This is a genomic window from Lysobacter terrestris, from assembly GCF_014489475.1.
Lineage (GTDB): Bacteria > Pseudomonadota > Gammaproteobacteria > Xanthomonadales > Xanthomonadaceae > Agrilutibacter > Agrilutibacter terrestris.
Genome location: NZ_CP060820.1, coordinates 2,569,819 through 2,594,458, shown reverse-complemented (window position 1 = coordinate 2,594,458; position 24,640 = coordinate 2,569,819). Strand labels below are relative to the sequence as shown.

General features: G+C 64.2%; 21 protein-coding genes. 17 read left to right on the top strand and 4 right to left on the bottom strand.

The genetic code is table 11. From position 1 onward, the window contains the following. Nucleotides 1-3: 3 nt before the first annotated feature. Together H8B22_RS12115 and leuS are read right to left on the bottom strand one after the other, a co-directional pair. Nucleotides 4-654: an LPS-assembly lipoprotein LptE gene (locus tag H8B22_RS12115; RefSeq protein WP_187711667.1), complete on the bottom strand. Its 651-nt coding sequence runs from the start codon at nucleotides 652-654 to the stop codon at nucleotides 4-6. Between the two features lie 165 nt (nucleotides 655-819). Continuing rightward, complete coding sequence (leuS, locus tag H8B22_RS12110) at nucleotides 820-3,588, bottom strand: leucine--tRNA ligase (RefSeq protein ID WP_187711666.1); 2,769 nt, start codon at nucleotides 3,586-3,588, stop codon at nucleotides 820-822. 221 nt (nucleotides 3,589-3,809) lie between these two features. Here leuS and H8B22_RS12105 point away from each other — a divergent pair, with 221 nt between their 5' ends. Both H8B22_RS12105 and H8B22_RS12100 read left to right on the top strand, forming a co-directional pair. Then, nucleotides 3,810-5,108, top strand: a complete 1,299-nt coding sequence (locus tag H8B22_RS12105; protein ID WP_187711665.1) for a metal-dependent hydrolase family protein — start codon at nucleotides 3,810-3,812, stop codon at nucleotides 5,106-5,108. After that, entirely contained in the window at nucleotides 5,105-5,362 is a 258-nt protein-coding gene (locus H8B22_RS12100; RefSeq protein WP_187711664.1) for a SemiSWEET transporter, read from the top strand. The genes H8B22_RS12105 and H8B22_RS12100 overlap by 4 nt, the downstream gene beginning before the upstream one ends. A 13-nt stretch (nucleotides 5,363-5,375) precedes the next feature. Here H8B22_RS12100 and H8B22_RS12095 read toward each other — a convergent pair whose 3' ends face one another. Beyond that, on the bottom strand, nucleotides 5,376-6,008 hold the full coding sequence (locus H8B22_RS12095; RefSeq protein WP_187711663.1) for a DUF998 domain-containing protein: 633 nt from the start codon (nucleotides 6,006-6,008) through the stop codon (nucleotides 5,376-5,378). A gap of 89 nt (nucleotides 6,009-6,097) precedes the next feature. On the opposite strand from H8B22_RS12095, the gene trxA reads away from it, so the two are divergent. The 6 genes from trxA (at nucleotide 6,098) to H8B22_RS12065 (ending at nucleotide 13,446) form a co-directional block, all read left to right on the top strand. Further along, the gene (gene trxA, locus H8B22_RS12090) at nucleotides 6,098-6,970 is read left to right on the top strand and encodes a thioredoxin (RefSeq protein WP_187711662.1); all 873 of its coding nucleotides are present in this window, start codon (nucleotides 6,098-6,100) and stop codon (nucleotides 6,968-6,970) included. 92 nt (nucleotides 6,971-7,062) lie between these two features. Continuing rightward, nucleotides 7,063-7,557, top strand: a complete 495-nt coding sequence (locus H8B22_RS12085) for a DUF4442 domain-containing protein (RefSeq protein ID WP_187711661.1) — start codon at nucleotides 7,063-7,065, stop codon at nucleotides 7,555-7,557. A gap of 211 nt (nucleotides 7,558-7,768) precedes the next feature. Then, nucleotides 7,769-9,772: a bifunctional serine/threonine-protein kinase/formylglycine-generating enzyme family protein gene (locus tag H8B22_RS12080; protein ID WP_187711660.1), complete on the top strand. Its 2,004-nt coding sequence runs from the start codon at nucleotides 7,769-7,771 to the stop codon at nucleotides 9,770-9,772. A 75-nt stretch (nucleotides 9,773-9,847) separates the two neighbouring features. Further along, complete coding sequence (locus tag H8B22_RS12075; protein WP_187711659.1) at nucleotides 9,848-10,534, top strand: DUF502 domain-containing protein; 687 nt, start codon at nucleotides 9,848-9,850, stop codon at nucleotides 10,532-10,534. 179 nt (nucleotides 10,535-10,713) lie between these two features. Continuing rightward, nucleotides 10,714-11,487: a queuosine precursor transporter gene (locus H8B22_RS12070; protein ID WP_187713640.1), complete on the top strand. Its 774-nt coding sequence runs from the start codon at nucleotides 10,714-10,716 to the stop codon at nucleotides 11,485-11,487. Nucleotides 11,488-11,628: 141 nt separating this feature from the next. Next, entirely contained in the window at nucleotides 11,629-13,446 is a 1,818-nt protein-coding gene (locus H8B22_RS12065; protein ID WP_187711658.1) for a DUF885 domain-containing protein, read from the top strand. A 58-nt stretch (nucleotides 13,447-13,504) separates the two neighbouring features. Here H8B22_RS12065 and H8B22_RS12060 read toward each other — a convergent pair whose 3' ends face one another. After that, the gene (locus H8B22_RS12060) at nucleotides 13,505-14,506 is read right to left on the bottom strand and encodes an integron integrase (protein ID WP_187711657.1); all 1,002 of its coding nucleotides are present in this window, start codon (nucleotides 14,504-14,506) and stop codon (nucleotides 13,505-13,507) included. A 1,265-nt stretch (nucleotides 14,507-15,771) separates the two neighbouring features. Between H8B22_RS12060 and H8B22_RS12055 the strand changes: the two genes are divergently transcribed. From H8B22_RS12055 to H8B22_RS12015, 9 genes are all read left to right on the top strand, one after another. Then, nucleotides 15,772-16,158, top strand: coding sequence for a hypothetical protein (locus H8B22_RS12055; RefSeq protein WP_187711656.1), 387 nt, complete (start codon nucleotides 15,772-15,774; stop codon nucleotides 16,156-16,158). 918 nt (nucleotides 16,159-17,076) lie between these two features. Then, on the top strand, nucleotides 17,077-17,394 hold the full coding sequence (locus H8B22_RS12050; RefSeq protein WP_187711655.1) for a hypothetical protein: 318 nt from the start codon (nucleotides 17,077-17,079) through the stop codon (nucleotides 17,392-17,394). 68 nt (nucleotides 17,395-17,462) lie between these two features. Beyond that, nucleotides 17,463-17,933, top strand: a complete 471-nt coding sequence (locus H8B22_RS12045) for a DUF2314 domain-containing protein (RefSeq protein WP_187711654.1) — start codon at nucleotides 17,463-17,465, stop codon at nucleotides 17,931-17,933. Between the two features lie 69 nt (nucleotides 17,934-18,002). Then, a complete protein-coding gene (locus tag H8B22_RS12040) occupies nucleotides 18,003-18,398 on the top strand; it encodes a DUF4279 domain-containing protein (RefSeq protein ID WP_187711653.1) in 396 nt (131 codons plus the stop codon). A 77-nt stretch (nucleotides 18,399-18,475) separates the two neighbouring features. Further along, entirely contained in the window at nucleotides 18,476-18,796 is a 321-nt protein-coding gene (locus H8B22_RS12035; RefSeq protein WP_187711652.1) for a hypothetical protein, read from the top strand. A 2,454-nt stretch (nucleotides 18,797-21,250) separates the two neighbouring features. Next, a complete protein-coding gene (locus H8B22_RS12030) occupies nucleotides 21,251-21,565 on the top strand; it encodes a hypothetical protein (protein ID WP_187711651.1) in 315 nt (104 codons plus the stop codon). 634 nt (nucleotides 21,566-22,199) lie between these two features. Beyond that, the gene (locus H8B22_RS12025; RefSeq protein WP_187711650.1) at nucleotides 22,200-22,661 is read left to right on the top strand and encodes a tetratricopeptide repeat protein; all 462 of its coding nucleotides are present in this window, start codon (nucleotides 22,200-22,202) and stop codon (nucleotides 22,659-22,661) included. A gap of 57 nt (nucleotides 22,662-22,718) precedes the next feature. Further along, a complete protein-coding gene (locus tag H8B22_RS12020) occupies nucleotides 22,719-23,156 on the top strand; it encodes a peptidase associated/transthyretin-like domain-containing protein (RefSeq protein WP_187711649.1) in 438 nt (145 codons plus the stop codon). Nucleotides 23,157-23,656: 500 nt separating this feature from the next. Beyond that, nucleotides 23,657-24,034: an effector-associated constant component EACC1 gene (locus H8B22_RS12015; RefSeq protein WP_187711648.1), complete on the top strand. Its 378-nt coding sequence runs from the start codon at nucleotides 23,657-23,659 to the stop codon at nucleotides 24,032-24,034. Nucleotides 24,035-24,640: the final 606 nt, after the last annotated feature.

The following is a 24,640-nucleotide window of genomic DNA, read 5'->3' as shown; positions in this document are numbered from 1 at the left end:
CGGTCAGCGCGGCTGCGGCGGAGTGGCCGGCGGGCTTTCCGGAGTTTCCGGCACGGGCTCTTCGTCCGGCGGCGGGTTTGCGTCGGCGGCTTCCAGCGCCGCCTTCGCCGCGTCCTCGGCGACCGGCTCGTCCAGACGCGAGGCCGGCGCTGCCGTTGCGCCGCCGGCGCGGGTCACGGCGTCGAGGCGGCGCAGGATCGCCGCGGCCATTTCGCGCCGCAGCTCCTTGGCCAGCAGGTCGCGCTCGCTGTCGGTGCCGATGGCATTGACGGGATTGGAGATGTAGTCGCGCGACAGTTCGACCGCCTGGCGCGGCACCGGCTTGGTGCCGTCGGCCTTGCGCACCTCGAACACCACGGCGTAGCGCAGGCTGTATTCCTGCGCGCGTCCGAGCGGGTCGACGCTCAGGGGTGTATTGCCCCAGCGCTCCGACAACAGGTCGATCACGGTCGCATCGGCATCGTTCGCATCGGCGATATGCGCGCCGGCACGCTGGATCGATTGCGTGAGCGAATCGGCCAGCGGGCTGTACCGGTTCGCCGATGCGACGCGCACTGTCCCCAGGTCGGCAGGCAGGACGAGCGCATTGCGAAGATGGAAACCGCAGGCCGTGAGGGCCAGCGCGAGGACGATGGGCAGGCTGCGACGGATCATGCGGGAAGTCTGGACGAGCCCGGCGCAGGCGGCAAGGCCGGAACGCAGCCGGAGGACCGTGGCCCGCCGGCTTCGTTCACGATCGCATCACGCCAGCGGGCCGCGGTGCGGCCCACACTGAACCAGTTCCAGCCCTCATCCCGTGTAGCGGGGAGACGAACCGGATCAACCGACGACGATATTGACGATCTTGCCCGGCACGACGATCACCTTCTTCACCGCCTGCCCGGCGACGAACTGCGCGACGGAGGGCTCGGCCAGTGCAAGGCGCTCGGCCTCTTCCTTCGCCACATTCACCGGGACGTCGATCGTGCCGCGCAGCTTGCCGTTGACCTGCACGGCCAGGGTGATGCTGTCGCGGGTGAGCGCGGCCGGATCGACGGCCGGGAACGGCACGTCCTCCAGCAGCGTTTCCTTGTGCCCCAGCGCCTGCCACAGCGCGTGGCACACGTGCGGCGTTACCGGATTGAGCAGCAGCACCATCGCCTGCAATGCCTCGTGGCGCACGGCGCGGCCCATGTCGCTCATGTCGTCGAACTTCGAGACATGGTTGAGCAGCTCCATCAGCGCCGCGATCGCGGTGTTGAAGCTGTGGCGACGGCCATAGTCGTCGCCGACCTTCTGGATGGTCTCGTGCAGCTGGCGGCGCAGGGTCTTCTGTGCGGCATTGAGTTGCGCGGCGTCGACTTCCGGATGGTCCGGCTGCGACACGTGCGTGAGCACCTCGCGCCAGAAGCGGCGCAGGAAACGCGCCATGCCTTCCACGCCGGCCTCGTTCCACTCCAGCGACTGCTCCGGCGGCGCGGCGAACATCGAGAACAGGCGCACCGTGTCGGCACCGAACTTGCCGACCATCAGCTGCGGATCGACGCCGTTGTTCTTCGACTTCGACATCTTCTCGGTGCCGCCGATCTGCACCGGCTTGCCGTCGGCTTTGAGCCTGGCGCCAACGATGTGGCCGCGCGCGTCCTTCTCGATCTCGACGTCGGCGGGATTGATCCAGTCCTTCGAGCCGTCGGCATTGTCGCGATAGAAGGTCTCGGCGATCACCATGCCTTGCGTCAGCAGGTTGATCGCCGGCTCGTCGCTGTTGACCAGCCCCTGGTCGCGCATGAGCTTGTGGTAGAAGCGGAAATACAGCAGGTGCAGGATCGCGTGCTCGATGCCGCCGATGTACTGGTCGACCGGCGTCCAGTACTTGGCGCGCTCGTCGACCTGCTGCGCGGCGCCCGGCGAGGTGTAACGCGCGTAGTACCAGCTCGACTCCATGAAGGTGTCGAAGGTGTCGGTCTCGCGCTCGGCCGCGCCACCGCACTGCGGGCAGGTGGTCTTGCGCCATTCCGGATCGGCCTTGATCGGCGAGGCGACGCCGGTGAAAGCCACGTCTTCCGGCAGGATCACCGGCAGCTGTTCTTCCGGCACCGGCACGTCGCCGCACTTGGCGCACAGGATCACCGGGATCGGGCAACCCCAGTAGCGCTGGCGGCTCACGCCCCAGTCGCGCAGGCGGTAATTGACGCGGCGCTGGCCGCGGCCCTGCTGTTCGAAGCGGGCAGCCAGCGCGTCGAACGCCTGCTGGTATTCGAGGCCATCGAGTTCGCCGGAATTCACCAGGTAGCCGCGCTCGGTGTACGCGCCCTCTTCGGCGATGCGGCCCTCGAATTCCTGCACGACCTGCACGGCGGCGCCGGTGTCGTAGGCATCGATCGCGCCGCCCTCGCCCAGCGCGCTGCGCATGGGATCGTTGTGACCGGCGACGTCGCGGGTGATTTCCGTGAGCGCATCGCGCACGTCGGCGGGCACGATCACCATCCTGATCGGCAGCTGGTAGGCGCGGGCGAATTCCCAGTCGCGCTCGTCGTGGCCCGGCACGGCCATGACCGCACCGGTGCCGTAGTTCATCAGCACGAAGTTGGCGACATAGACCGGGACCTGTTCGCCGCTGATCGGGTGGATCGCGCGCAAACCGGTGTCGCGGCCGCGCTTCACCTGGGTTTCCAGCTCGGCCTCGGACACGCCGCCCTGGCGCAGTTCGGCGATGAAGGCGGCGAGGTCGGCATCGGATTTCGCGGCGTGCTGCGCGAGCGGATGCTCGGCGGCGATGGACACGAAGGTCACGCCCATCAGCGTGTCCGGACGCGTCGTGAACACGGTCAAGGGCTCGACGGCATTGCCGTGGCCATCGACCACGTCGAAGCGGATCTCCAGGCCCTCGCTGCGGCCGATCCAGTTGCGCTGCATGGTCTTGACCGCATCCGGCCAGCCCGGAAGCGTGTCCAGGCCGTCGAGCAGCTGCTGCGCGTAGTCGGTGATCTTGAGGAACCACTGCGGGATCTCGCGCTTCTCCACCAGCGCGCCGGTGCGCCAGCCACGGCCGTCGATCACCTGCTCGTTGGCCAGCACGGTCTGGTCGACCGGGTCCCAGTTCACCACCGAATTCTTGCGGTAGGCCAGGCCCTGCTTCATCAGGCGCACGAACATGCGCTGCTCGTGCACGTAGTAATCCGGCGTGCAGGTGGCGAACTCGCGCGACCAGTCGATCGCGTAGCCCATCTGCTGCAGCTGCGCCTTCATGTGCGCGATGTTGGCGTAGGTCCACTTCGCCGGCGCGGTGTTGTTCTTGATCGCGGCGTTTTCCGCCGGCAGGCCGAACGCGTCCCAGCCCATCGGCTGCAGCACGTTGAAGCCGGTCATGCGCTTGTAGCGGCTGATGACGTCGCCGATGGTGTAGTTGCGCACGTGGCCCATGTGCAGCGCACCAGACGGGTACGGCAGCATCGACAGGCAGTAGTACTTGGGCTTGGCCGAGGTCTCGGTGACCTCGAAGGCCTGCGTGTCGTTCCAGAAGCGCTGGGCGGACGCCTCCACGGCTTGCGGGTCGTAGGCCCGCGGGTCGGTGGCGGCGGAATCGGTCTGGACGGCTTCTGGGGACACGGCAGCGACAGCGGGAAAGGAAAGACTGCGAAGCCTACCGCAGTGCACAAACCCCCGCCATGCGCGCGTGGATGGAGGCGGGTCCGATCCGCTGCGGGACAGGCAAATGCATGCCCGGTCGACTCCTCCGCTGCCTGCCGCGACCTGCCCGCCTCTTTCGGCAAGGACGGCCCGAAAACGGCTGTGCTTAGAATCGGTCCACATCCCGCCGGACACCGCCCATGCACCGACCCGCCGCCGCCCTCCTCTTCGCCATGGCTGCATCCGCGCAGGCCGCGGCTCCGGAGCCGGTCGCGCTCCAGTGCGGAAAGCTGTTCGATGCGCGCAGCGGGCGGCTGCTCGAGGAACGCACGGTCGTGGTCCGCGACGGCCGCATCGCCGAGGTGCTGGCCGGTCGCGCCGCCGTCCCCGGCGTCCGCAGCGTCGACCTGTCCGGGCACACCTGCACGCCCGGCTGGACCGACCTGCACGTGCACCTGGCCTCCGAAAGCAGCCCGAAGGCGTACGAGGAGGAATTCCGCCTCGACGACACCGACTTCGCGTTCCGCTCGGTGGGCTTCGCGAAGAAGACCCTGCTCGCCGGTTTCACCAGCGTCCGCGACCTCGGCGGCGAAGTGAGCCTGCACCTGCGCAACGCCATCAACCAGGGACTGGTGGACGGCCCGCGCATCTGGGCGGCGGGCACCGCGATCGGCACCACCGGCGGCCACGCCGATCCCACCAACGGCTACAACGCCGAGCTGTCCCACCTGATCGGCCCGCCCGGCCCCACCGAAGGCGTCGTCAATTCGGTGGACGATGCCCGCCAGGCCGTGCGCCAGCGCTACAAGGAAGGCAGCGACGTCATCAAGATCACCGCGACCGGCGGCGTGCTGTCGTACGCGAAGTCCGCCGACGCACCGCAATTCACCGTGGACGAGGTGAAGGCGATTGTCGATACCGCCAAGGACTACGGCTACCGCGTGGCCGCGCATGCGCACGGCGCCGAAGGCATGAAGCGCGCCGTGCTCGGCGGCGTCACCAGCATCGAGCACGGCACCTACATGAACGACGAAATCATGGCGTTGATGAAGCAGAAGGGCACCTGGTACGTGCCGACCATCTCCGCCGGCCGCTTCGTCGCGGACAAGGCGAAGATCCCCGGCTATTTCCCCGAGATCATCCGCCCCAAGGCCGAGCGCGTCGGCGCGCAGATCCAGGAAACCGCGGCCAAGGCCTACCGCAACGGCGTCCGGATCGCCTTCGGCACCGACATGGGCGTGGGCCCGCACGGCGACAACGCGCGCGAGTTCGTCTACATGGTCGAAGCCGGCATGCCGGCCGCGTATGCACTGCAGTCGGCGACGATCCACGCCGCGCAGGTGCTGGGCGTGGACGACCAGGGCGTGATCGAAGCGGGCAAGCGCGCCGACATCGTCGCGGTGCCGGGCAATCCGCTGGAGGACATCAAGGCGGTGCTCGCCGTCGACTTCGTGATGAAGGACGGCACGGTGTACAAGCAGCCCGGCACGGCGCCGTGACCGTCCCGGGCGAATGGGTGGGTTACGCGGCCGCGACGCTGACGACGGTCTCGTTCGTCCCCCAGGCCTTCAAGATCATCCGCAGCCGGCAGACGCAGGGGATTTCGCTGGGGATGTACGTGATGTTCACCGTGGGCGTGGCGTTCTGGCTCGCCTACGGGATCGTGCTGATGTCGTGGCCGATGATCCTGTCCAACATCGTGACCCTGGCACTCGCGGCGACGATCCTCGGGCTGAAGCTGCGCTACGGCTGAGGTCGTCGCGGCACTACGGGTTGCGTGCGTTCGCCGCGATGCGCGCTTCGGCCGCGATCGCCCAGGCGAACCACAGCCCGAACGCCAGCCGCTGCGCATAGCCGGCAGGCACCCATCCGGGCAGCAGCAGCGCGACCACCGGCAGCAGCACCGCGGCAGCCAGCGACACCATCGCCAACCCCTGCCACTGCGCGGCACCACGCAGGCCGATGCCGAGCAGGACGCCACCGGCCACAAAGCCGATCAGCCAGACCATCCACGCCGCGGCATGCGGGCCGTTCTGCGCGCCGTCGAGCTCGTTCGCATCGAGCCGGAACACGCCCTGCGCGGCGAACGCCACCGCCGCCACCAGCATCAACTGCGCACCGATACGCGGCAGCCAGCGCCGTGCCTGCGGCGCTCCCGTTCGCGCGAGCTGCGCGCGCAGGCGCATGGCGACCGATGCGAGCAGCAGGCCGGGCAACACGAAGGCCAGCAGGTTGAACCAGGCCGCGCCCGGCAGCGGCGCGGCGCCGAGCAACGCCAGCGGATGCCGTGCGTGCGAGTACTCCGCCACGCGGGCCGCGAACAGCCACGCGCTGGCGACGAACAGCCACAACGCCACCATCGCTGCATGGCGCGAAACAAATGCGAGCAAGGCTTTCATGGCCACCATGCTAGCGTGCGCCCCGCCGGACTTGCGCCGACGCGCCCGCGCCCCCATCTCGCTGCCATTCCGCCCGCAGTCCCTTGCCGATGACCACCGACACCGCCCAGCCCCACGTCTTTGACGCCACCACGGCCAACTTCGAAGCCGACGTCCTGCAACGCTCGACGCAAGTCCCCGTTCTGGTCGACTTCTGGGCCGAATGGTGCGGCCCGTGCAAGCAGCTGGGGCCGATCCTCGAGAAGCTCGCCGACGACTACAACGGCGCATTCCTGCTGGCCAAGGTCGATGTCGACAAGGAACAGGAAATCGCCGCCGCGTTCCAGGTGCGTTCGATCCCGACCGTGTTCCTGGTCAAGGGCGGCCAGCTCGTCGACGGCTTCCCCGGCGCGCTGCCGGAAGGCCAGCTGCGCGAATTCCTCAAGCACCACGGCATCGAACCCGCCGCCGCGGCCGAACCTGCGGCAGCCGAACCCGACGCCGCGCCGCTGGATCCGCATGCCGAAGTCGTGCGCCTGCGCGGCGAAGTCGCGGACCACCCCGAGGACGATGCGCGCAAGCTCGACCTGGCCCTCGCCCTGCTGAAGACCGGCGCCGCGCGCGAGGCGGAGCAGCTGCTCGATGCCCTGCCCGCCAACCTCGCCCACGACGACCGCGCCGTGAGCGCGCGTTCCCGCCTCGGCTTCGCGGCCCTGCTCGACAACGCGCCGCCGGTGGAAGTGCTCGAAGCCGCGATCGCCGGCAACCCCGACGACCTGCGCGCGCGGCACCTGCTCGGCGTGCAGCGGATCGTCGCCGGCGAGCCGCAGGCCGGCCTCGACCAGTTCCTGGAGATACTGCGGCGCGACCGCAACTACGAAGACGGCCTGCCGCGCCGCTCGCTGATCGATGCCTTCCGCATCATCGAGGACGAGGACCTGGTCGGCGCCTACCGCCGCAAGATGTCGTCGCTGCTGTTCTGAGCGCCCATCCGGGTCGCCGGGGCCGCCCGGGGCTTGACTGTACGCACCCGTATGGCGAAGCTGCGCCCGCCCTCCCCACGGCCCTGTCCTTGATGAAGACCCGCCTCACCCCCGGCCTGCTGCGCCGGATCCTGAACCTGTGGCCGCCGTTCCTGTTCAACGGCATCCACGTGGCCGCCATCGCCCCGGACTGGCGCAGCGCCGAGGTCGAACTGCGCGCCCGCCCCTGGAACCGCAACTACGTCGGCGTCCACTTCGGCGGCAACCTGTTCGCGATGACCGATCCGTTCTGGATGCTGCTGACCATGCACGCGCTGGGCCGCGACTACATCGTCTGGGACCAGGCCGGCGCGATCGAATTCGTGAAGCCGGGCCGCGGCACCGTGCGCGCGATCTTCCGCCTCGACGACGCCGTGCTGGCCCAGCTCCGCCACGCCACCGCCGGCGGCGACAAGCACCTGCACTGGTTCGAGACCGACGTCGTCGACGCAGCGGGCGAAGTGGTCGCGCGCGTGCGCAAGCAGCTCTACGTGCGGCGCAAGCGCGATCGCGCGGCGGCACCGGCGGAGCCGCAGCTGGCCGCGTAAACCGGTCCAACCACGCGCTCCATCCACGCCGGGACAACGCCGGCTGCACCAGCATGGCTCCGAATCCGCGGCGCTGGCGTCCGCGGGACCACGACCCCGAGGCGCAATTTGGCGATGGCGATCACATTCTCCGCCTGCGTGCGACGGCGTACGCGCTGCATGCCCGGCAGGGCCGCACGGTATGCTTGCCCGGCCACAGGGGGCGCAACACATGGCTGAAGAGCCAAGACACGACGACGGAACGCCGTTGCCGGAAATCGCCGGCTATCGATTGCTGCGGGTCATCAACCACGGCGGCATGTCCACCGTGTACCTGGCACGCCAGCATTCGCTCGGGCGCGACGTCGCGATCAAGGTGATGTCGACGCAGGCGTTGACGGACGAAACCAGTCGCCGCCGCTTCGAGAACGAGGTGCGGACCATCGCCCGCCTCGAGCACCCGCATGTCGTGCGCATCCACGAAGTCGGTCGCACCCTCGACGGCCTGCCCTACTACGCGATGCCCTACATGGCGCGCGGCCACCTCGGCCAGCGCGACTACAGCAAGAGCGAGCGCCGCGTCGTCGAGATCGCCAACCTGCTGCTGTCGGTGATCGGCTACGCGCATTCGCGCAACATCGTGCATCGCGACGTCAAGGCGGAGAACGTCCTGTTCGACGACGCCGACCGGCCGCTGCTCGCCGACTTCGGCATCGCCCTGCGCAAGGACTGGGGCGGCGCGCGCATGACCGGCACCGGCATGGCCGTGGGCAGCACCGCCTACATGGCACCGGAACAGGCGCGCGGCGAAGTCGTCGACGGTCGCGCCGACCTGTACGCGCTGGGCGTGCTGATCTGGGAAATGCTCACCGGCAAGCTGCCGTTCGAGGCACCCGACGCCCTGTCGATGGCGGTGATGCACGCGCAGGATCCGGTCCCGAAGCTGCCCGCCCACCTCGCGCACTGGCAGCACTTCATGAACCGCGCACTGGCCAAGCAGCCGGCACAGCGCTTCCAGGATGCCGCGCAGATGCGCGCCGGCATCGAATCGGTCACCGAGCGCAGCCTGATGCCGGCCCTGCGCGACCGCCTGCAGCGATTGCCACCGCTGCGGCAGTACGCGAAGCCGATCTGGGCCGTGTGCGCGCTGCTGGCCTTCATCGGCGTGGGCGTGCTGGGCGCGGAATACCTGTCGCGCCGCCGCGGCGCCGAACTGCCCGCGGAAGCCGCCGACGCGGCCGCGGTCGCGGCGCACAACGAAGTCACCTCGGCGATGCTCAAGCCGTTGCAGGATTCGCCGGCACGCAAGGCGATCGAGACCGCGCGCCAGCGCATCGCCGCCGGCCAGCTCACCTCGCCGCTCGATGCCAACGCCCACACCAGCGTGCTGGAGGCCTGGAACGCGGACGCCACCAACGTCGAAGTGCTGGCGGTCGTGGCCGAACTCACCAACGCCTTCGCCGACACCATCGCCGCCCAGATCGGCAGCGGCAACGACGCGCGCGCACGCGAAATCCACGCAATGGCCGCCGCACTGGCACTGCAGACCGGCACCACGAACTCGCCGGCCTACCGCGGCCTGCGTGCCAGGACCGAAGCCGCGGTCAAGGCCCGCTTCGAAGCCGCGGCCAGGCGCTACGACCGCGACGCCGCCGAGCGCACCGTGCAACTCGTCGCCGACTTCGACCTGCCGCCGCAGCTGGCCGCGACCTTCACCAGCCGCGCCGCCAGGCTGCCGCACATGGGCGCGGTGCTGCCGGACGGCGGCGTGTTGCGCGCGAGCACGGGCGGCGCGGTCGCGGTGAACCGGCAGGCGGTGACCCGCACCGACTACGCCCGCTTCGTCGCTGCGACCAAGCGCACGTCGTCGCTGTGCCGCGAACGCGCCTCGCTGCTGCGCGTGATCGCGCCGCGCGACTGGCGCACGCCGGGCTTCTCCCAGGCCGAGAGCGAACCGGTGGTCTGCATCTCGCTGCAGGACGCGGAAGCGTACGCGGCGTGGCACAGCCGCGAGACCGGCCAGCACTGGCGCCTGCCGACCGCGCGCGAAGCGAGCGAGACGCCCGCCCAGGCCGGCAACCGCGCCGTGGCGCTGTGGTCGCGCGACTGCGCGACGACGTGCACGCGCCGCGTCGCCAGCGGCAAGTCCTGGCGCAGCCAGACGGCGACGCGTCCGCTGCTTGCCAACCGTGGCTACGACGACGTCGGCTTCCGCCTGGTCCGCGACCTGCAATAACGTGGCTGCTGCCGGCGCGGCGTCCACCGGCGCTTCCGCAACCGCGCCGGCTCGCCGGCGTGGCCAGCGCCTACAATGCGCGCCATGACCACGCCCCCCCGCGCCGCACGCCCCAGCTTCCAACGCCTGTTCGTCACCGGCCTGCTGACGCTCCTGCCGATCTGGCTCACCTGGGTGGTGATCAAGTTCGTCTTCGTCCTGCTCTCCGACATCAGCCGCCCGGCGATCGGCCCGCTGCTGCAGGAAATCGCGACGATGGCGCCGCAGGCCCTGGGCTGGGTCGCGCAACCCTGGGTGCAGACCGCGCTCGCCCTGCTGGCGACGCTGGCGGTGATCCTGCTGTCGGGGGTGATGGCCCGCATCGTGGTCGGCCAGCGCCTGCTGCGCTGGTTCGAAGCACTGATCCGCCGCATCCCGCTCGCCAGCACCATCTACGGCAGCGCGCGCCAGCTGCTCGACATCCTGCAGACCAAGCCGGACGGCACCCAGCGCGTGGTGCTGATCGACTTCCCGCATACCGAGATGAAGACGCTCGGCTTCGTCACCAAGGTGATGCACGAGAACGGCACCGGCCGCGAACTCGCCGCGGTGTACGTGCCGACCACGCCGAACCCGACCTCCGGTTACCTGGAGATCGTGCCGGTCGAGAAGATCACCCCGACCGACTGGACCGTCGACCAGGCGATGAGTTTCATCATCTCCGGTGGCGCGGTGTCGCCCGATTCGATCCCGTTCTCCCCGCCGCGCCGCGATGAAAATTAAGCCGCGACACGAATGATGCCGTCGCAACGGCGCGCCGCGATGACATGTATTCCTTGGCTAGATCGATGCCGCCGCAGCGGCTGATGACGGCAAACCACCGATAGAACGGCTCGGCCACTAGAACAGCACCGCAGCCCAGGACGCCCCGAGTGAACGACGCCAGCACCCCTGCAATCGCCATTCCCCCGAGCCGCCTCCTCGACGACCGCGCCCTGCGCCTGTTCGTCCTGCTGACCGCGTTCTTCTGCGTCAACGCCGTGCTCGCCGAATTCATCGGCGTGAAGATCTTCGCGCTGGAAGACACGCTCGGCATCGCCCCGCTGCAATGGAACCTGTTCGGCCAGAGCGGCTCGCTGAGCTTCACCGCCGGCACGCTGCTGTGGCCGGTGGTGTTCCTGATGACCGACGTCATCAACGAGTTCTACGGCCGCCGCGGGGTGCAGCTGATTTCGTGGCTCGCGGCCGCGCTGATCGTGTACGGCTTCGCGTTCGCCTTCGCCGCGATCTCGCTCGCGCCGGCGGGCTGGTGGGTGAAGGCGGCCGAGCCGCAGGGCGTCGCCGACTACCAGGCCGCGTTCGCTGCGGTGTTCGGCCAGGGCCTGTGGACGATCGCCGGCTCGCTGGTCGCCTTCATCCTCGGCCAGCTGATCGACGTCGCCGTGTTCCATCGCATCCGCGCCGTCACCGGCGAGAAGCACGTATGGCTGCGCGCGACCGGCTCCACCGCCGTGTCGCAGCTGATCGACAGCTTCGTCGTGCTCTACATCGCCTTCGTGCTGGGGCCGCAGAAATGGCCGACCTCGCTGTTCCTCGCGGTGAGCAGCGTCAACTACGCCTACAAGATGCTGGCGGCGGTGGCGATGATCCCGCTGCTGTACGTGATGCGCCGCGGCATCACCGGCTACCTGGGCGAACGCCGGGCCGAGCAGCTGCGCCTGGACGCCGCGCAGTAGGCCCTCCCGCTGCGCGACGCGCCGATGTGCTGACGCGTCGCCGGCTGCAACCGCCGTCGCACCCGTGCATGACTTCCGACCGGGGTCATGACTGGCCATTGCCGCCATGCTTGGGGTTCCGTCACGTGACCAGGAACCGTCATGACCTTGCGCCCGCTCGTCCTCTCCGTTGCCTTGCTCACGGCCCTCGCCGGCTGCGCCAGCGCCCCTTCCAGTGCCGACGCGCCTGCCAGCACCGCCGCACAGGCGCCCGTAGCGGACAAGGCCGCACGCCTGGAAGCGCTGTACGCGCAGTACTGGGAAGAAACCCTCAAGCTCAACCCGATCCAGGCCACCTTCCAGGGTGACCCGCGCTACAACGACCAGCTGCCGGACTTCCTCTCCGCCGAGTCCCGCCAGCAGGCGCACGATTTCAACGAGCGCTGGCTGAAGACGGTGCAGGACATCGGCCCCGACGGCCTCGATGGCCAGGCCCTGATCAGCTACGAGATCTTCGTCCGCAACGCCGAGCAGACCCGGGAATCCGAGCAGTTCCCCGGCTGGATGCTGCCGATCGACCAGTTCAACAACATCGCCGGCTTCGCCGCGCAGCTGGGCTCGGGCACCAGCGCGCAGCCGTTCAAGACGGTGAAGGACTACGACAACTGGCTCGCCCGCGGCGCGCGCCTGCCGGTGCTGTTCGACAGCGCCATCGCCAACATGCGCGAAGGCATGCAGGCCGGCGTCGTCCAGCCCAAGGCGCTGATGGTGAAGGTGATCCCGCAGTTCGACGCGCTGATCAAGGACAAGCCCGAGGACACGCTGTTCTGGGGCCCGATCACCAACATGCCCAAGGAATTCTCCGACGCGGACAAGGCGCGCCTGACCGCTGCCTACCGCGACATGATCGGCCAGCAGATCCTGCCGGCGTACCGCAAGGTGCGCAGCTTCATCGCCAACGAATACATGCCCAAGACCCGCGCCACGCCCGGCATGGACGGCCTGCCCAATGGCCAGGCCTGGTACGCCTTCAACGCGCGCAACTCGACCACCACCGACAAGTCACCGGAACAGATCCACCAGATCGGTCTGGATGAAGTCGCGCGCATCCACGGCGAGATCCGCAAGGTGATGCAGCAGGTCGGCTTCAAGGGCTCGCTGCAGGCGTTCTTCAAGTTCATGCAGACCGACAAGCGCTTCAGCTTCAAGAGCGAGGACGCGCTGCTTGCCCATTACCGCGGACTGGAAGCGAAGATCGGCGAGAAGATCCCCGAGCAGTTCTCGCTGATCCCGAAATCGCCGTTCGAGATCCGCCCGGTGGAACCGTTCCGCGCCAAGTCCGCGGCCGGCGGCCAGTACTACCCGCCGAGCGAGGACGGCTCGCGCCCGGGCATCTTCTACGTCAACACCTACGACCTGCCCACGCGCAAGACCTGGGACGCGGAAGACCTGTACCTGCATGAAGCGATCCCCGGCCACCACTTCCAGATCGCCCTGCAGCAGGAACTGACCAACCTGCCGGCGTTCCGCCGCTTCGGCGGCGAGACCGCCTTCGCCGAAGGCTGGGGCCTGTACGCCGAATCGCTGGGCAAGGACCTGGGCGTGTACACCGACCCGTACGACTACTTCGGTTACCTGCAGAACGAGCTGTGGCGCGCGATCCGCCTGGTCGTCGACACCGGCCTGCACAGCAAGGGCTGGAGCCGCGAGCAGGTGATCAAGTACATGCTCGACAACTCCGCCGAGTCGGAAACTCAGTCGACCGCCGAAGCCGAACGCTACATGGCCATCCCGGGCCAGGCGCTGGCCTACAAGATCGGCGAACTGAAGATCCAGGAACTGCGCGACCGTGCCGAACAGGCACTGGGCGACCGCTTCGACGTGCGCGAATTCCACGCCGAAGTACTGAAGGACGGCGCGGTGCCGCTGTCGGTGCTGGAAGCGAAGATCGACCGCTGGATCGCCGCGAAGAAGAGCTGACCGGGACTTCGGTTTCCCATTGAACACGAAGGGCCGGTCCAGCGACCGGCCCTTTCGTTTAGGGGCGATCCAGCGGACTGACGACCCCGCCCGCGCCGCGATTGAGCACGTGCGTGTAGATCTGCGTCGTCGCCACGTCCTTGTGCCCCAACAGCTCCTGCACCGTGCGGATGTCGTAGCCCGCCTCGATCATGTGCGTGGCGAAGGAATGGCGCAGCGTGTGCGCCGACACCGGCTTGACGATGCCCGCGCGTTGGCAGGCCGCCTTCAATGCACGCGACAGCGTGCCGTCGTCGAAGTGGTGGCGCCGCTCGACCTGGTCACGCGGATCGATCGACCGTTTCGGCGACGGGAACACGTACTGCCAACCGAACTCGCGCTCCGCGTTGGGATACTTGCGCGCCAGCGCATCGGGCAGGTGCGCCGCCCCGAACCCCGCCTGCAGGTCCGCCGCATGCAGCGTCCGCGCGCGCTCCACCTCCCGCTGCAACGGCTCGACCAGCGCCTTGGGCAACACCGTGCGCCGATCCTTGCCGCCCTTGCCGTTGCGCACCGTGATCTCGTTGCGCGCGAAGTCCACGTCCTTGACGCGCAGGCGCAGGCATTCCATCAACCGCAGGCCGGTGCCGTAGAGCAGGCTGCACAACAGCCACGACCGCCCATCGAGCTGGGCGAGCAGATCCTGCACCTCCCCGCGCGCGAGCACCGTCGGCAACCGCCGCGGCCGCTTGGCGCGAGTGACACCCTCCATCCACGGCAGGTCGATGCCGAGCACCTCCTTGTAGAGGAACAACAAGGCCGACAGCGCCTGGTTCTGCGTACTGGCCGAAACCTGGCCATCCACCGCCAGCGACGACAGGAACCGCTCGACCTCCACCACCCCCATCACCCGCGGATGCCGCCGATCGTTGGCGAGGATGAAGCGACGGATCCAACCGAGGTAAACCACCTCCGTGCGGATGCTGTAATGCTTGGTCCGCAATACCCGCCGAACCTCATCAAACAGCCGCACCCCCTCCCCACCACCCGCCGGCTCCCGGATCCGAAGTCCCAAGCGCATTACCGCGGATTGCACTGAATAAAACATAGCGACCCGATTGTTTGGATATGCACGGGGAGACTGGACGACCCGGCGGCTGACGGCACTCAGATAACCCGTTGATGGGATGTAGGATTTTTGCTTGACGGGGTGCGCTGTGGACGATGAATATCCCGTCCATATCCCCGCTTTTGGGGGCTACTAAGCGTTAGACCTTATGGCCAATTACTCGTGGCGTTGCCCAGCTTGCGATTCTGCGGTCTCTGCTGGTCGTAGCACATGTTCAGAATGCGGGTGTCCAGAGGATGCCAATCGTCTGACCGCAGACGAGCACAAAGACAGTATCTCCCCCGCACCACCACCTACTGGTCCGATGACAAAGGGCAAGTGGGTTCTCTCGGTCTCTGTTGTATGTGGTTGCGTTTCCGCACTTGCTGTATCAAAAAGCCTTCAACTGGCCACCTCGGATTGGGCGGCCAGAGGACAACCCTTGGGGTCGCGTTGGCTTGACGAGACGTTGTGGAGCATTGCCGGGTTCATTCCGGGCGCATTAATTGGCGCGGCGGGCGCTCTGATTTGGTTGCGGGCAAAGAGCCGGCGGTAGCATGCAATCTCGTATAAGGTCTAACAATTCATTCAAGCCGAAGCCGCTTCGCGGCTCGGCTTAATTCAGGCGTTAGGGCGCACGTGGGAACAGATCCGCTACTTCAGGCAAAGCGAGAGCTCGAGTGGGCTTGGGATTCAGCGCATGAGCTGTCGAGGGCGCCATATCTAGACCAAGCCGATAAGGCTTGGCGGTCAACCATCGGCCACCTCGAAAAACTCTGGGCCAAGGTTAAAGATGCAGGCAAGCCCTTCGGCTCCAAATTCCACAACTGGAACGGCAAATTTGTTCGGGAGCGGGAGACAGATCCTCTGTTGTCCTATCTGTTACATGCCCGCAATGCTGACCACCACACTGTTCAAATGGTTAGTGATGCTCTGGTTGGCTCTCTGTCGGGCACGTTTCAACCCCATCTCACCATTCAATGGAACGGCCCAGAGCTTATCGCGCTACCTGTGGTCGACCGTGGAGTTTCTTATGCTGTACCGGATAGCCATCTCGGTTCCCCGCTAAAGGCTAGCCACCCTGTTGTTTTGGCTGTCGCAGGGTGTAACTACTATGCTGAGTACTTGCGGTGCGCGCACGGGGAGTTCTTCGAGCGTTCGCCCTAACAATTCATTCAAGCCGAAGCCGCTTCGCGGCTCGGCTTAATTCAGGCGTTAGGCACCTTGGAGAGGTTCCAATGGTCGTAAAGAAATATGCAGTCCTTCTTGCCCTTCTAGCCCTTGTCGTCGCCGTAGTCGCTTACGGAGTCGCCGCGGACAGCAAAGGCGCTGCGCTATTCCTCAACGGGGTCATGGCCAATCTATTTGATCCCTTTATATGGCTCGTGGCTCTGCCATTCGCGACCATCATCCGTAAGAACATGATTTTGCTGCCAACACTTTTTATCGTTGCCTGCCTTGTCTGCATCCTCAAGCTGTATCTGCGGTACAAGACCGGTTCCGGATGGATTACCGGCTCAATAGCGGGCAACCTCGTTGGCCTAATGACTGTCGGCTACATCATCAACGCAGTTGCGGTATTTATCCGTGGGCGCCGCCAGCCAGCTACCGGGCAAGGTGCCTAACAATTCATTCAAGCCGAAGCCGCTTCGCGGCTCGGCTTAATTCAGGCGTTATGCGTGGTCATAAAAGCGATAGTGGCCTGTCGCAATGGCGGGTTCATGGCCAAGGCGCAACAGCCCGCGTCCCACACCACTCGCTCGCGCCGCTCGGCTGGCGGTTACATGGCTGGGTCCACGTCGGCGGCGCCCGGGCTCCGGATGCTCAAGCACCGGCCACTTACTCGCCCCGCTTCCATCCAGTGATTGTCTCTTCGCCTATTGTCCTGGGCTAAGATCTCTTCAGCAGTCTCGGGTACCTACTCCCACAGGCTGCATAACAATTCATTCAAGCCGAAGTTGCTTCGCAACTCGGCTTAATTCAGGCGTTAGGCCCCATGCCATTGATCCTGCAAGCGTTACTGCTGCTAGTCCTAGTCGTAGCTGGCGTGTACCTTTGCGAGCACGAGCATGAACTGATTGGAATCCCTCTGCTGTTTGCTGCGTTCCTCTTTATGGGCTTTTTCAAAGAGCACGCAATTAGGCTCGTGCGCTCCAGGTGGGGTAAGGGACAGGCACCCAACTCCGGTGGGGACCAGGATGTGGCCTAACAATTCATTCAAGCCGAAGCCGCTTCGCGGCTCGGCTTAACTCAGGCGTTAGGCCGCGGGGAAAGCTCCATGGCGATTCGAGTAATGACCTTGCTGGCGGCACTGATTCTTTCGGCATGTGCTGCTACACGGCCATCCCTCCCGCCACCACCCGAGCAGCCGACCATCCAATTGGACGACGCCGAGTGCATTTGCTGCAATGACCCACCAATCACGCCTCAGGCGGATCCAACGGATGGCAGCCAAGCACCTCCGCCCGCTGCCTAACAATTCATTCAAGCCGAAGCCGCTTCGCGGCTCGGCTTAATTCAGGCGTTAGGCCGCTGAGATCGTGATGCGATTAATCCGTCAGTACCCCTTCCTGAGTTACGCAGCCTTTTCGGTTCTATTCCTGCTGGCTGTTGCACTTCTAGAGCGCGCCGGTAGCGGATACGACGACGGCGGCATTGGCGGGGTGGCGTTCCTACTTTCCATGCTATGGAGCGTTATCGCCTTTCCCTTTTACCTCTCGTCTGAGCTTCTTTTCTCGCTCAACGATGGCAAGGGTGTGCCTGGGCACATGTTTATTGCCTTGGCCGCGGGTACTACGCTTTGCATGCTGGCCGAGATAGGCTTGCACAAGTGGCGGCGCTGGCGCAGTGGCGCGGCCTAACAATTCATTCAAGCCGAAGCCGCTTCGCGGCTCGGCTTAATTCAGGCGTTAGGCGCCATGGAGAGATCATGAGAATTTTGATTTCAGTTGCCCTATTCCTTAGCAGTGCGACTTGCTTTGCTCAGGACCCTCGTCTTTCGCCAAATGCGCCAGAAGACAAGCCCGTTTCTGTTCAAACCGAAGGACTAAGCAACTTTGAGGCGGCAATAGCGCCCTATGTCGCTCAGGCCAAGGCGACATATCCGCAGGCAAAGAGCAAATTTCTAGCTGGACTACCCAAGGGTCAATCATTCTTCGTAACGACACAACTGCGTCGGAATGGACTTGTAGAGCAGGTCTTTGTCGCTGTCCGCAGCATCGACGGCGACCTGATATCGGGCCGCATCTGGAGTGATGTCCAACTGGTTCCTGGCTTCAAGCATGGCGATGCTTACCGTCTCCCGGAGACTGAGATCATTGACTGGCTAATCACTCACCCGGACGGATCGGAAGAGGGCAACGTTGTAGGCAAGTTCCTAGACACCTACGGTGGCGCCTAACAATTCATTCAAGCCGAAGCCGCTTCGCGGCTCGGCTTAATTCAGGCGTTAGCCCTCCGGAGATCACTAGTGCACCAAGGAGAGGTCTACTTTCGCATCTGGGGTGATGGCTTCGACCCGGATTTGGTCACGGAGCGTACGGGGCTTCTGCCGACACGCGTTGCTCGCCGCGGGCATCCCACGCCTCGCCATTCGGCCTGGGTGCTTTCCTCGGGCAAGATTGAGGGAGAACTCATAGACGTCTATGCCCTATCCAATGGCCTAGTTGCGCAGCTTGCCGAGCACACCGGCACACTACGCGCCCTGATCCAAGAGCATGACCTTTCGGCCGTTCTACAAGTGGTTCTCCGGTTCTCAAAAGATCCGGCCATCTCAATGCCCGCAGTTGGCTTTGAGTCGTTTACCGTGGCCTTCCTGGCAGGCATTGGCGCGTCCATCGACGTCGACACTTACCAGGCGGGCTAACAATTCATTCAAGCCGAAGCCGCTTCGCGGCTCGGCTTAATTCAGGCGTTAGGCCCCACACGAATTACGGAGGCACCATGGAAAAGCTGTTGATCGCACACCTGAGGTCTGGCGACGATTTATTGCTCATCGACGTGCTTCAGACAAAAGATGGTCTGTGGCTTGTTCCAGAGTGGCTTGAGTCCAAAGTGGATAAGCGTCAGACGCCTGCCAGGGCGATTCGCCTGGATCGGCTTCAGCACCAGATGGTCGCAATTGATGGCGCGGACCTTGTCGTCAATCAAGACATCCCGAGAGATGTTCTTGAGGGACGCTCAACGTCCGCTGGCGGATTGCACTATGAGGTTGTTGACGGCGCCACGCACTTTGGCTGGCTTCCTCTTCGTCAAACATCGTGAATCACCGGCTCTGGCGCTAATTCCGGGTGGGGCCTAACAATTCATTCAAGCCGAAGCCGCTTCGCGGCTCGGCTTAATTCAGGCGTTAGGCCCCCGATGGAACACCGAGCAGAGCGGAGACGAAAGGCTAAGAGTGAGGCGGCTGACGCGGCTCACCGAACAGTTGCTGCTCGGCGATCGGAGGCCGCTACGAGGAAGCGCGCACTGCTTTCTAAGTTGCAATCATCCTCGCAAAATCCTGCGCGGCCGCCGTTTTGGGAGCGCTTCGAGGCTCTCTTGGCAGCACTAAGCGGCCCGCTTGGCTGGCTCCTCTACAAGTCGGACGCATACTCAGCCCGGCAACGGAAAGAGCGGGCGCTTCGGCGTAATCGGCCGGGCGCCTAACAATTCATTCAAGCCGAAGCCGCTTCGCGGCTCGGCTTAATTCAGGCGTTAGGCCGCACCAAGACCTGTTCCATCTCGGGCTTTGGCTTCGGCGGGGTTTTCGGGGTTGTGCTTGCATCGCTTCGTCCGGCATCGCGCATCAAGCGTTCTGGGTAAAGCGCCGTGTCGGGGTAGCGGTTCTGTCATCGGCTCACGGGCCGTTCCGCTGATAGTCTTTCGGTAAGGCCACAGTCGGTCAGTTCGCGGGTTGGCTGCGGCCTAACAATTCATTCAAGCCGAAGCCGCTTCGCGGCTCGGCTTAATTCAGGCGTTAGAGGCCATGGGAAGATCATTGCGGACATCGCTAATAGCCACAGCACTACTTGTGTTGAGCCCTCAGGCGAGCTCGACAGAGTCAGTATTCGTTGGCCGGGTCCAGCAGGTTCTCGTCTTACCGAAGGGCCATGCTCGGTGCCAATGCAATGCCCCACCCGGAAAGATCTGCGTGTCAAATAGCTGTGGCTGTGCCGAGGCATCGGTTGCACCAAGTAAAGCATTGGTCGGTCCTCTTCCCGCTGGGCCACTCGTAATTTCAGAGCGTCTTGATGAGTGGTGTCGCTTGCCCATCCATCCCGATTCCGAGCTAGTTGTGCGGCAGCTTTCCCCTTCCGATGTTGCCTGGACGTTCATCGAGACGGGCCCGCACGGGCCGGAGTTTGAGGCATCTGCCTTCCCCGCCATAGGTAGCCTGCGCATCTCAGAGCTTCCGGCGGAGGAAGGTCGTATATCACTGGATGAGTTGGTTCGCCGGCTTGGCCTCTAACAATTCATTCAAGCCGAAGCCGCTTCGCGGCTCGGCTTAATTCATGCGTTATACGGTGCTGGGTCGTTGTTGCTGTCGGCCTTTCCTTCGGAAAAACCACAGTGTCGTTTGCAGTCGGCTCTGGGTAACGATCTTCACTGCCGCTGCAACCTGACTGTCCACCGCTTCGACCTCAATCGGATAGGTCACGGTGCTTCCCTTATCCGCCCCTTCGACAACACCACGCGTCAGGGCATCCGGGTAGAGCGCCGTCCGGCAAGTTGGTACCGTATCGGCTCACGGCGGGGTTATCGGGAGGCTTCGTTCAAATGTCGTTGGCATCTCAGCCAGCCCCGTATAACCACGCACTCAACCCGAAGCCGCTTCGCGGCTCGGGTTACCTTGAGCGTTAGAGCCCAATGGAAAGATTCCTAGCCTGTCTCCTGGCCAGCTTACTCAGCGGTTGCTCCGCCTTGCATTCGGCCAGAGTGGGCGCTCCCCAAGCCCCATATCTCGGTCCGGCCGCTGGAGCATGTGCCGAGGCGGATAAGTACAAGGGATCGCCTGACGCGGAGAGAGGCGCGACCACTGCGGAAGCAAATATTGCAGCAAACCGCCTGATATTCATCCGCTATGGCACACGCATTGTCACGTATCCACGCCCGCTCTACGACGTTCGGTACGAGCAAATACTGGCATCACACGGCATCACCTTTCAGGAAGGTGATCATGAGTTCCCGCCTTGGGGCGAGCATTACACTTATCTGTGCAGGCTTGACCAGCACATTCGGCAACAGTTTGGCGAGGATTTCTGGGTCCGTACTGATGCTCAGGCGCGTGCCTGAGATCTCGGTTGGGCTCTAACAATTCATTCAAGCCGAAGCCGCTTCGCGGCTCGGCTTAATTCAGGCGTTAGGCCGGTTCGGAGAGCACTCGCAACGACAGAGCAAAAGCGTCGTTGCGTGTTGACTCCTCGGCCTCTCATGCAAAGAGCGCCGTCTTTCTGGACTTCGGCGGCCTCTTCGCCATGCAATCGGCACTGAGTCCACGCCGCCGAGCAACAGCAACCGCCCGCGTTAGCCAGACCGGCCAGAACTGGAATAGGTCACCGCCTTGGCCAGCCAACAGCTCGCTGCCCCAATCCATCGGGCAAAGCCTCGGGGCTTCCGGTAGAGTCTCGTCGCTCGGGCCGGGCGACGTGATGCACCTAGCGTCACCGGCCTAACAATTCATTCAAGCCGAAGCCGCTTCGCGGCTCGGCTTAATTCAGGCGTTAGGCCGCAGAAGAAATGTTTACCTCGCTGACAATCCTTACGTTGATCATTGGCGCAATCTCCGCCAATACTTTCGTCATCATTCATTGGCACAAGAAGCGACCCGCCAGTTCTAGTGCCGCGTACAAGCTCGCACGCTTCTCATTCCTGGCATTAATCCTTTCCGTCGTCTTTGCCTTCAATCTGTTTCTACAGACCTGGGTTTCACCCTCGGACTCTATCGCCGGGCCACTCTTCGGCACCTTTGGCGTTGCATTTCTGCTTCTGGCATACGCCGCGCTGACAGCATTCCTTGTGTACTGGCGCCGACACCGCCATGCTGCGGCCTAACAATTCATTCAAGCCGAAGCCGCTTCGCGGCTCGGCTTAATTCAGGCGTTAGGTGGCATGAAAAGATTCCGACTACTGATTCAAGCAGAGTACGAGTTCCCGGACGGAACCTCGATTGAGGAGATCGCTGGTGAAACTGCACTACGCCTCGGCGGCGCTCTCGTTCTACCGGCATTGGATTTCCTGCAACTCCGCGACGCCACTGCAACCTCATCCACGTGGATTCCCGCTGAGGAGGATCTCTACGATACGATTCTCCAGGGTGAGCGATCGCTTGTCGTAACGTTGGCTTCGGATGACCCGGCTGCCACCTAACAATTCATTCAAGCCGAAGCCGCTTCGCGGCTCGGCTTAATTCAGGCGTTAGGCCGCACCAAAACCTGTTCCATCTCGGGCTTTGGCTTCGGCGGGGTTTTCGGGATTGTGCTTGCATCGCTTCGTCCGGCATCGCGCATCAAGCGTTCCGGGTAAAGCGCCGCGTCGGGGAAGCTGTTCTGTCATCGGCTTACGGGCCGTTCCGCTGATAGTCTTTCGGCAAGGCCACAGTCGGTCAGTTCGCGGGTTGGCTGCGGCCTAACAATTCATTCAAGCCGAAGCCGCTTCGCGGCTCGGCTTAATTCAGGCGTTAGGCCCCATGGATTACTACTTCGACCTTGTGGAAAAAGTCGCTTCTATGACTCCGGCGGAGGCTCGCGACTTCCTGACACGCCTAGCTGAGACTGGTGACGCTGCCGCTCAATGCCTACTGGCAGACAGCCTGGATGATGGCACACTGGATATTCGGGACAGAGAGCTATCCGTTGCTTGGTACAGGCGCTCCGCGGCGCAAGGATTTACGCGAGCGGAGTTCTATCTGGGCAGCATGATCGCCTTCGGCTTCGGAGCCCACCGTGATCTTGACGAGGCGGCAATCTGGCTACGCCGAGCTGCAGCAAAAGGCGATTCGGCGGCTCAGTATCGACTAGGGGAGTTACTTGTAACCAACCAAGTGCGCCCTGCTACTGAGGAGCAAGGGGTAGCTCTATTGGAGCTGGCTGCAGCACAGGGCCACGACGATGCAATCACGCTGCTCCAACGGCTCCAGTCTGGGGCCTAACAATTCATTCAAGCCGAAGCCGCTTCGCGGCTCGGCTTAATTCAGGCGTTAGCCACCATGAGATACCTCTTCGCTCTTGTTGTTCTTTTCGCCGCAACTTTGCAGCCTGCTGTAGCGCGGTGTGCGGATGACTTCCGGACATTCACCGGCGTCGTCACCGACAAAGCAGGGGCGCCGCTGGCCGACACGGCCGTGGGCATCTCGTGGTCCGAACTTGAAGGTCCCGCCGGCCCCGCTCTAGCGGTCACGGATTCCAAGGGCCGGTACGTCATTCCCGTGTACTTCAGCACCTACTCCGGAAAGGGGCGCATCTACGAGGATGAGTGCAAGTTCAAAGTGAGGCGGGTTTCGGTCGCGGCGTATCGCGCGAAACTTCGCTCGCCGTATACCCAAGTGGCAATCGGCGACAAGCGAAGCGTCGCGCTGCCGGTTACTGTAATTTGGCTGCCACTAGACAAAGAGCCCGTGGTCCAACTGATCCGGCCTGGTGGCTAACAATTCATTCAAGCCGAAGCCGCTTCGCGGCTCGGCTTAATTCAGGCGTTAGGCGGCAAAGAGCCTTCTTCGGTGGGTAAGGCTCTGGCATCACCGCTACTTGCAAGTCTTTCGCGCAAGCCAGCCGCACTCCGGCACTCTCGCTCCATCACGCCGTCCGCTTCCAGCGTCGCTGGCATCTGTTGGTTCTTCGGCCCGCGCACGGCTGCATCATCGTTGTTGTCGCTACCCAAGCCCGCTTCTCACGCCGCCCGCTTACGCGCGCGGCTTGCCTTCTGGCAGACTGCTCCGGTGTCGGCTTCGGCCGGCAAGTTCAAGGTGGGCGGTTTGTATTCCGGGGCTTCACGTAACGGCTTTTGTGGGCTCACGGTTTCCTCGGAGTCTGGCCGCCTAACAATTCGTTCAAGCCGAAAACCAATCGCTACGCGATTGTTTTCGGCTTAACTCAGGCGTTAGGCGCCACGTGAAGCACATCGCAATCTGATCGGTAAGGACACCCAATGACTACTCTTCAAGCTCACGTCTTCCGGAACAGCTTTGGTCCGTTCGTTAAACTGCTCAACGAACACAATGTCAGGTATGAGATGCGAGAGACACGCGCCGGGGTGCCAATGGCATCTGCCGGCATTGTCGAAATTGTCCAGGCCGTTGGCGCTGCATCAATGTGGGGCGGCCTAGCGGCAGTCCTTGTGGCGTATATCAAGAGCAGGTCTGGCCGCAAAGTCATTATCACTACCAAGGACAACACCGTTGTTCACGCGGAGGGTTTAACAGCCTCGGAGTTGGAGCGCGTCTTGGACAAGGCATCCAGTTTTTCCGTTATCGACACCGAAAAGACTGAAACAGAGGGAGCTGCCGGCAAGCCCGGTGGCGCCTAACAATTCATTCAAGCCGAAGCCGCTTCGCGGCTCGGCTTAATTCAGGCGTTATACGGTGCTGGGTCTGCATTGCCGTCGCTCGCTCCTGAGCAACAACCCCGCATCGTTTAGGCCTAGCTCCGGCAAGTAGCCTTCAGTGACAAGGCGTCGGCAACTCCCCCGCTCCGGCCTAGACCTGACAGCCCATCGCACTCGACTCGCTTGCGGCTCCGGAGCCACTTCGCCTTTGGGCGTCCGGGTACAGCGTGGTCCGGCAAGCTGGTACCGTATCGGCCCATCGAGTTATTCGGAGCGCTTCGGCCAGACCATGCCAGCATCGTCGCCAGCCCCGCATAACTACGCACTCAACCCGAAGCCGCTTCGCGGCTCGGGTTACCTTGAGCGTTAGGCGGTGCTGCGGGAGGTTCTATTTCCTCGCATGTTCCTTCGGCAGCAGTTCCACGATCGTCAACGGTCGGCCCCGGTAAGCGGCCTTCAAGTTTGTCGCGATCGTCATTGATCTCGCCCCCCACTCATCCTCGTGCATCACGGCGTCCCGGTTGCCAGCGGCTTCGGTGACACCCCGCATCGAGCTATCCAGGGCAAGCCCTTGTCGCTGCGCTTGAG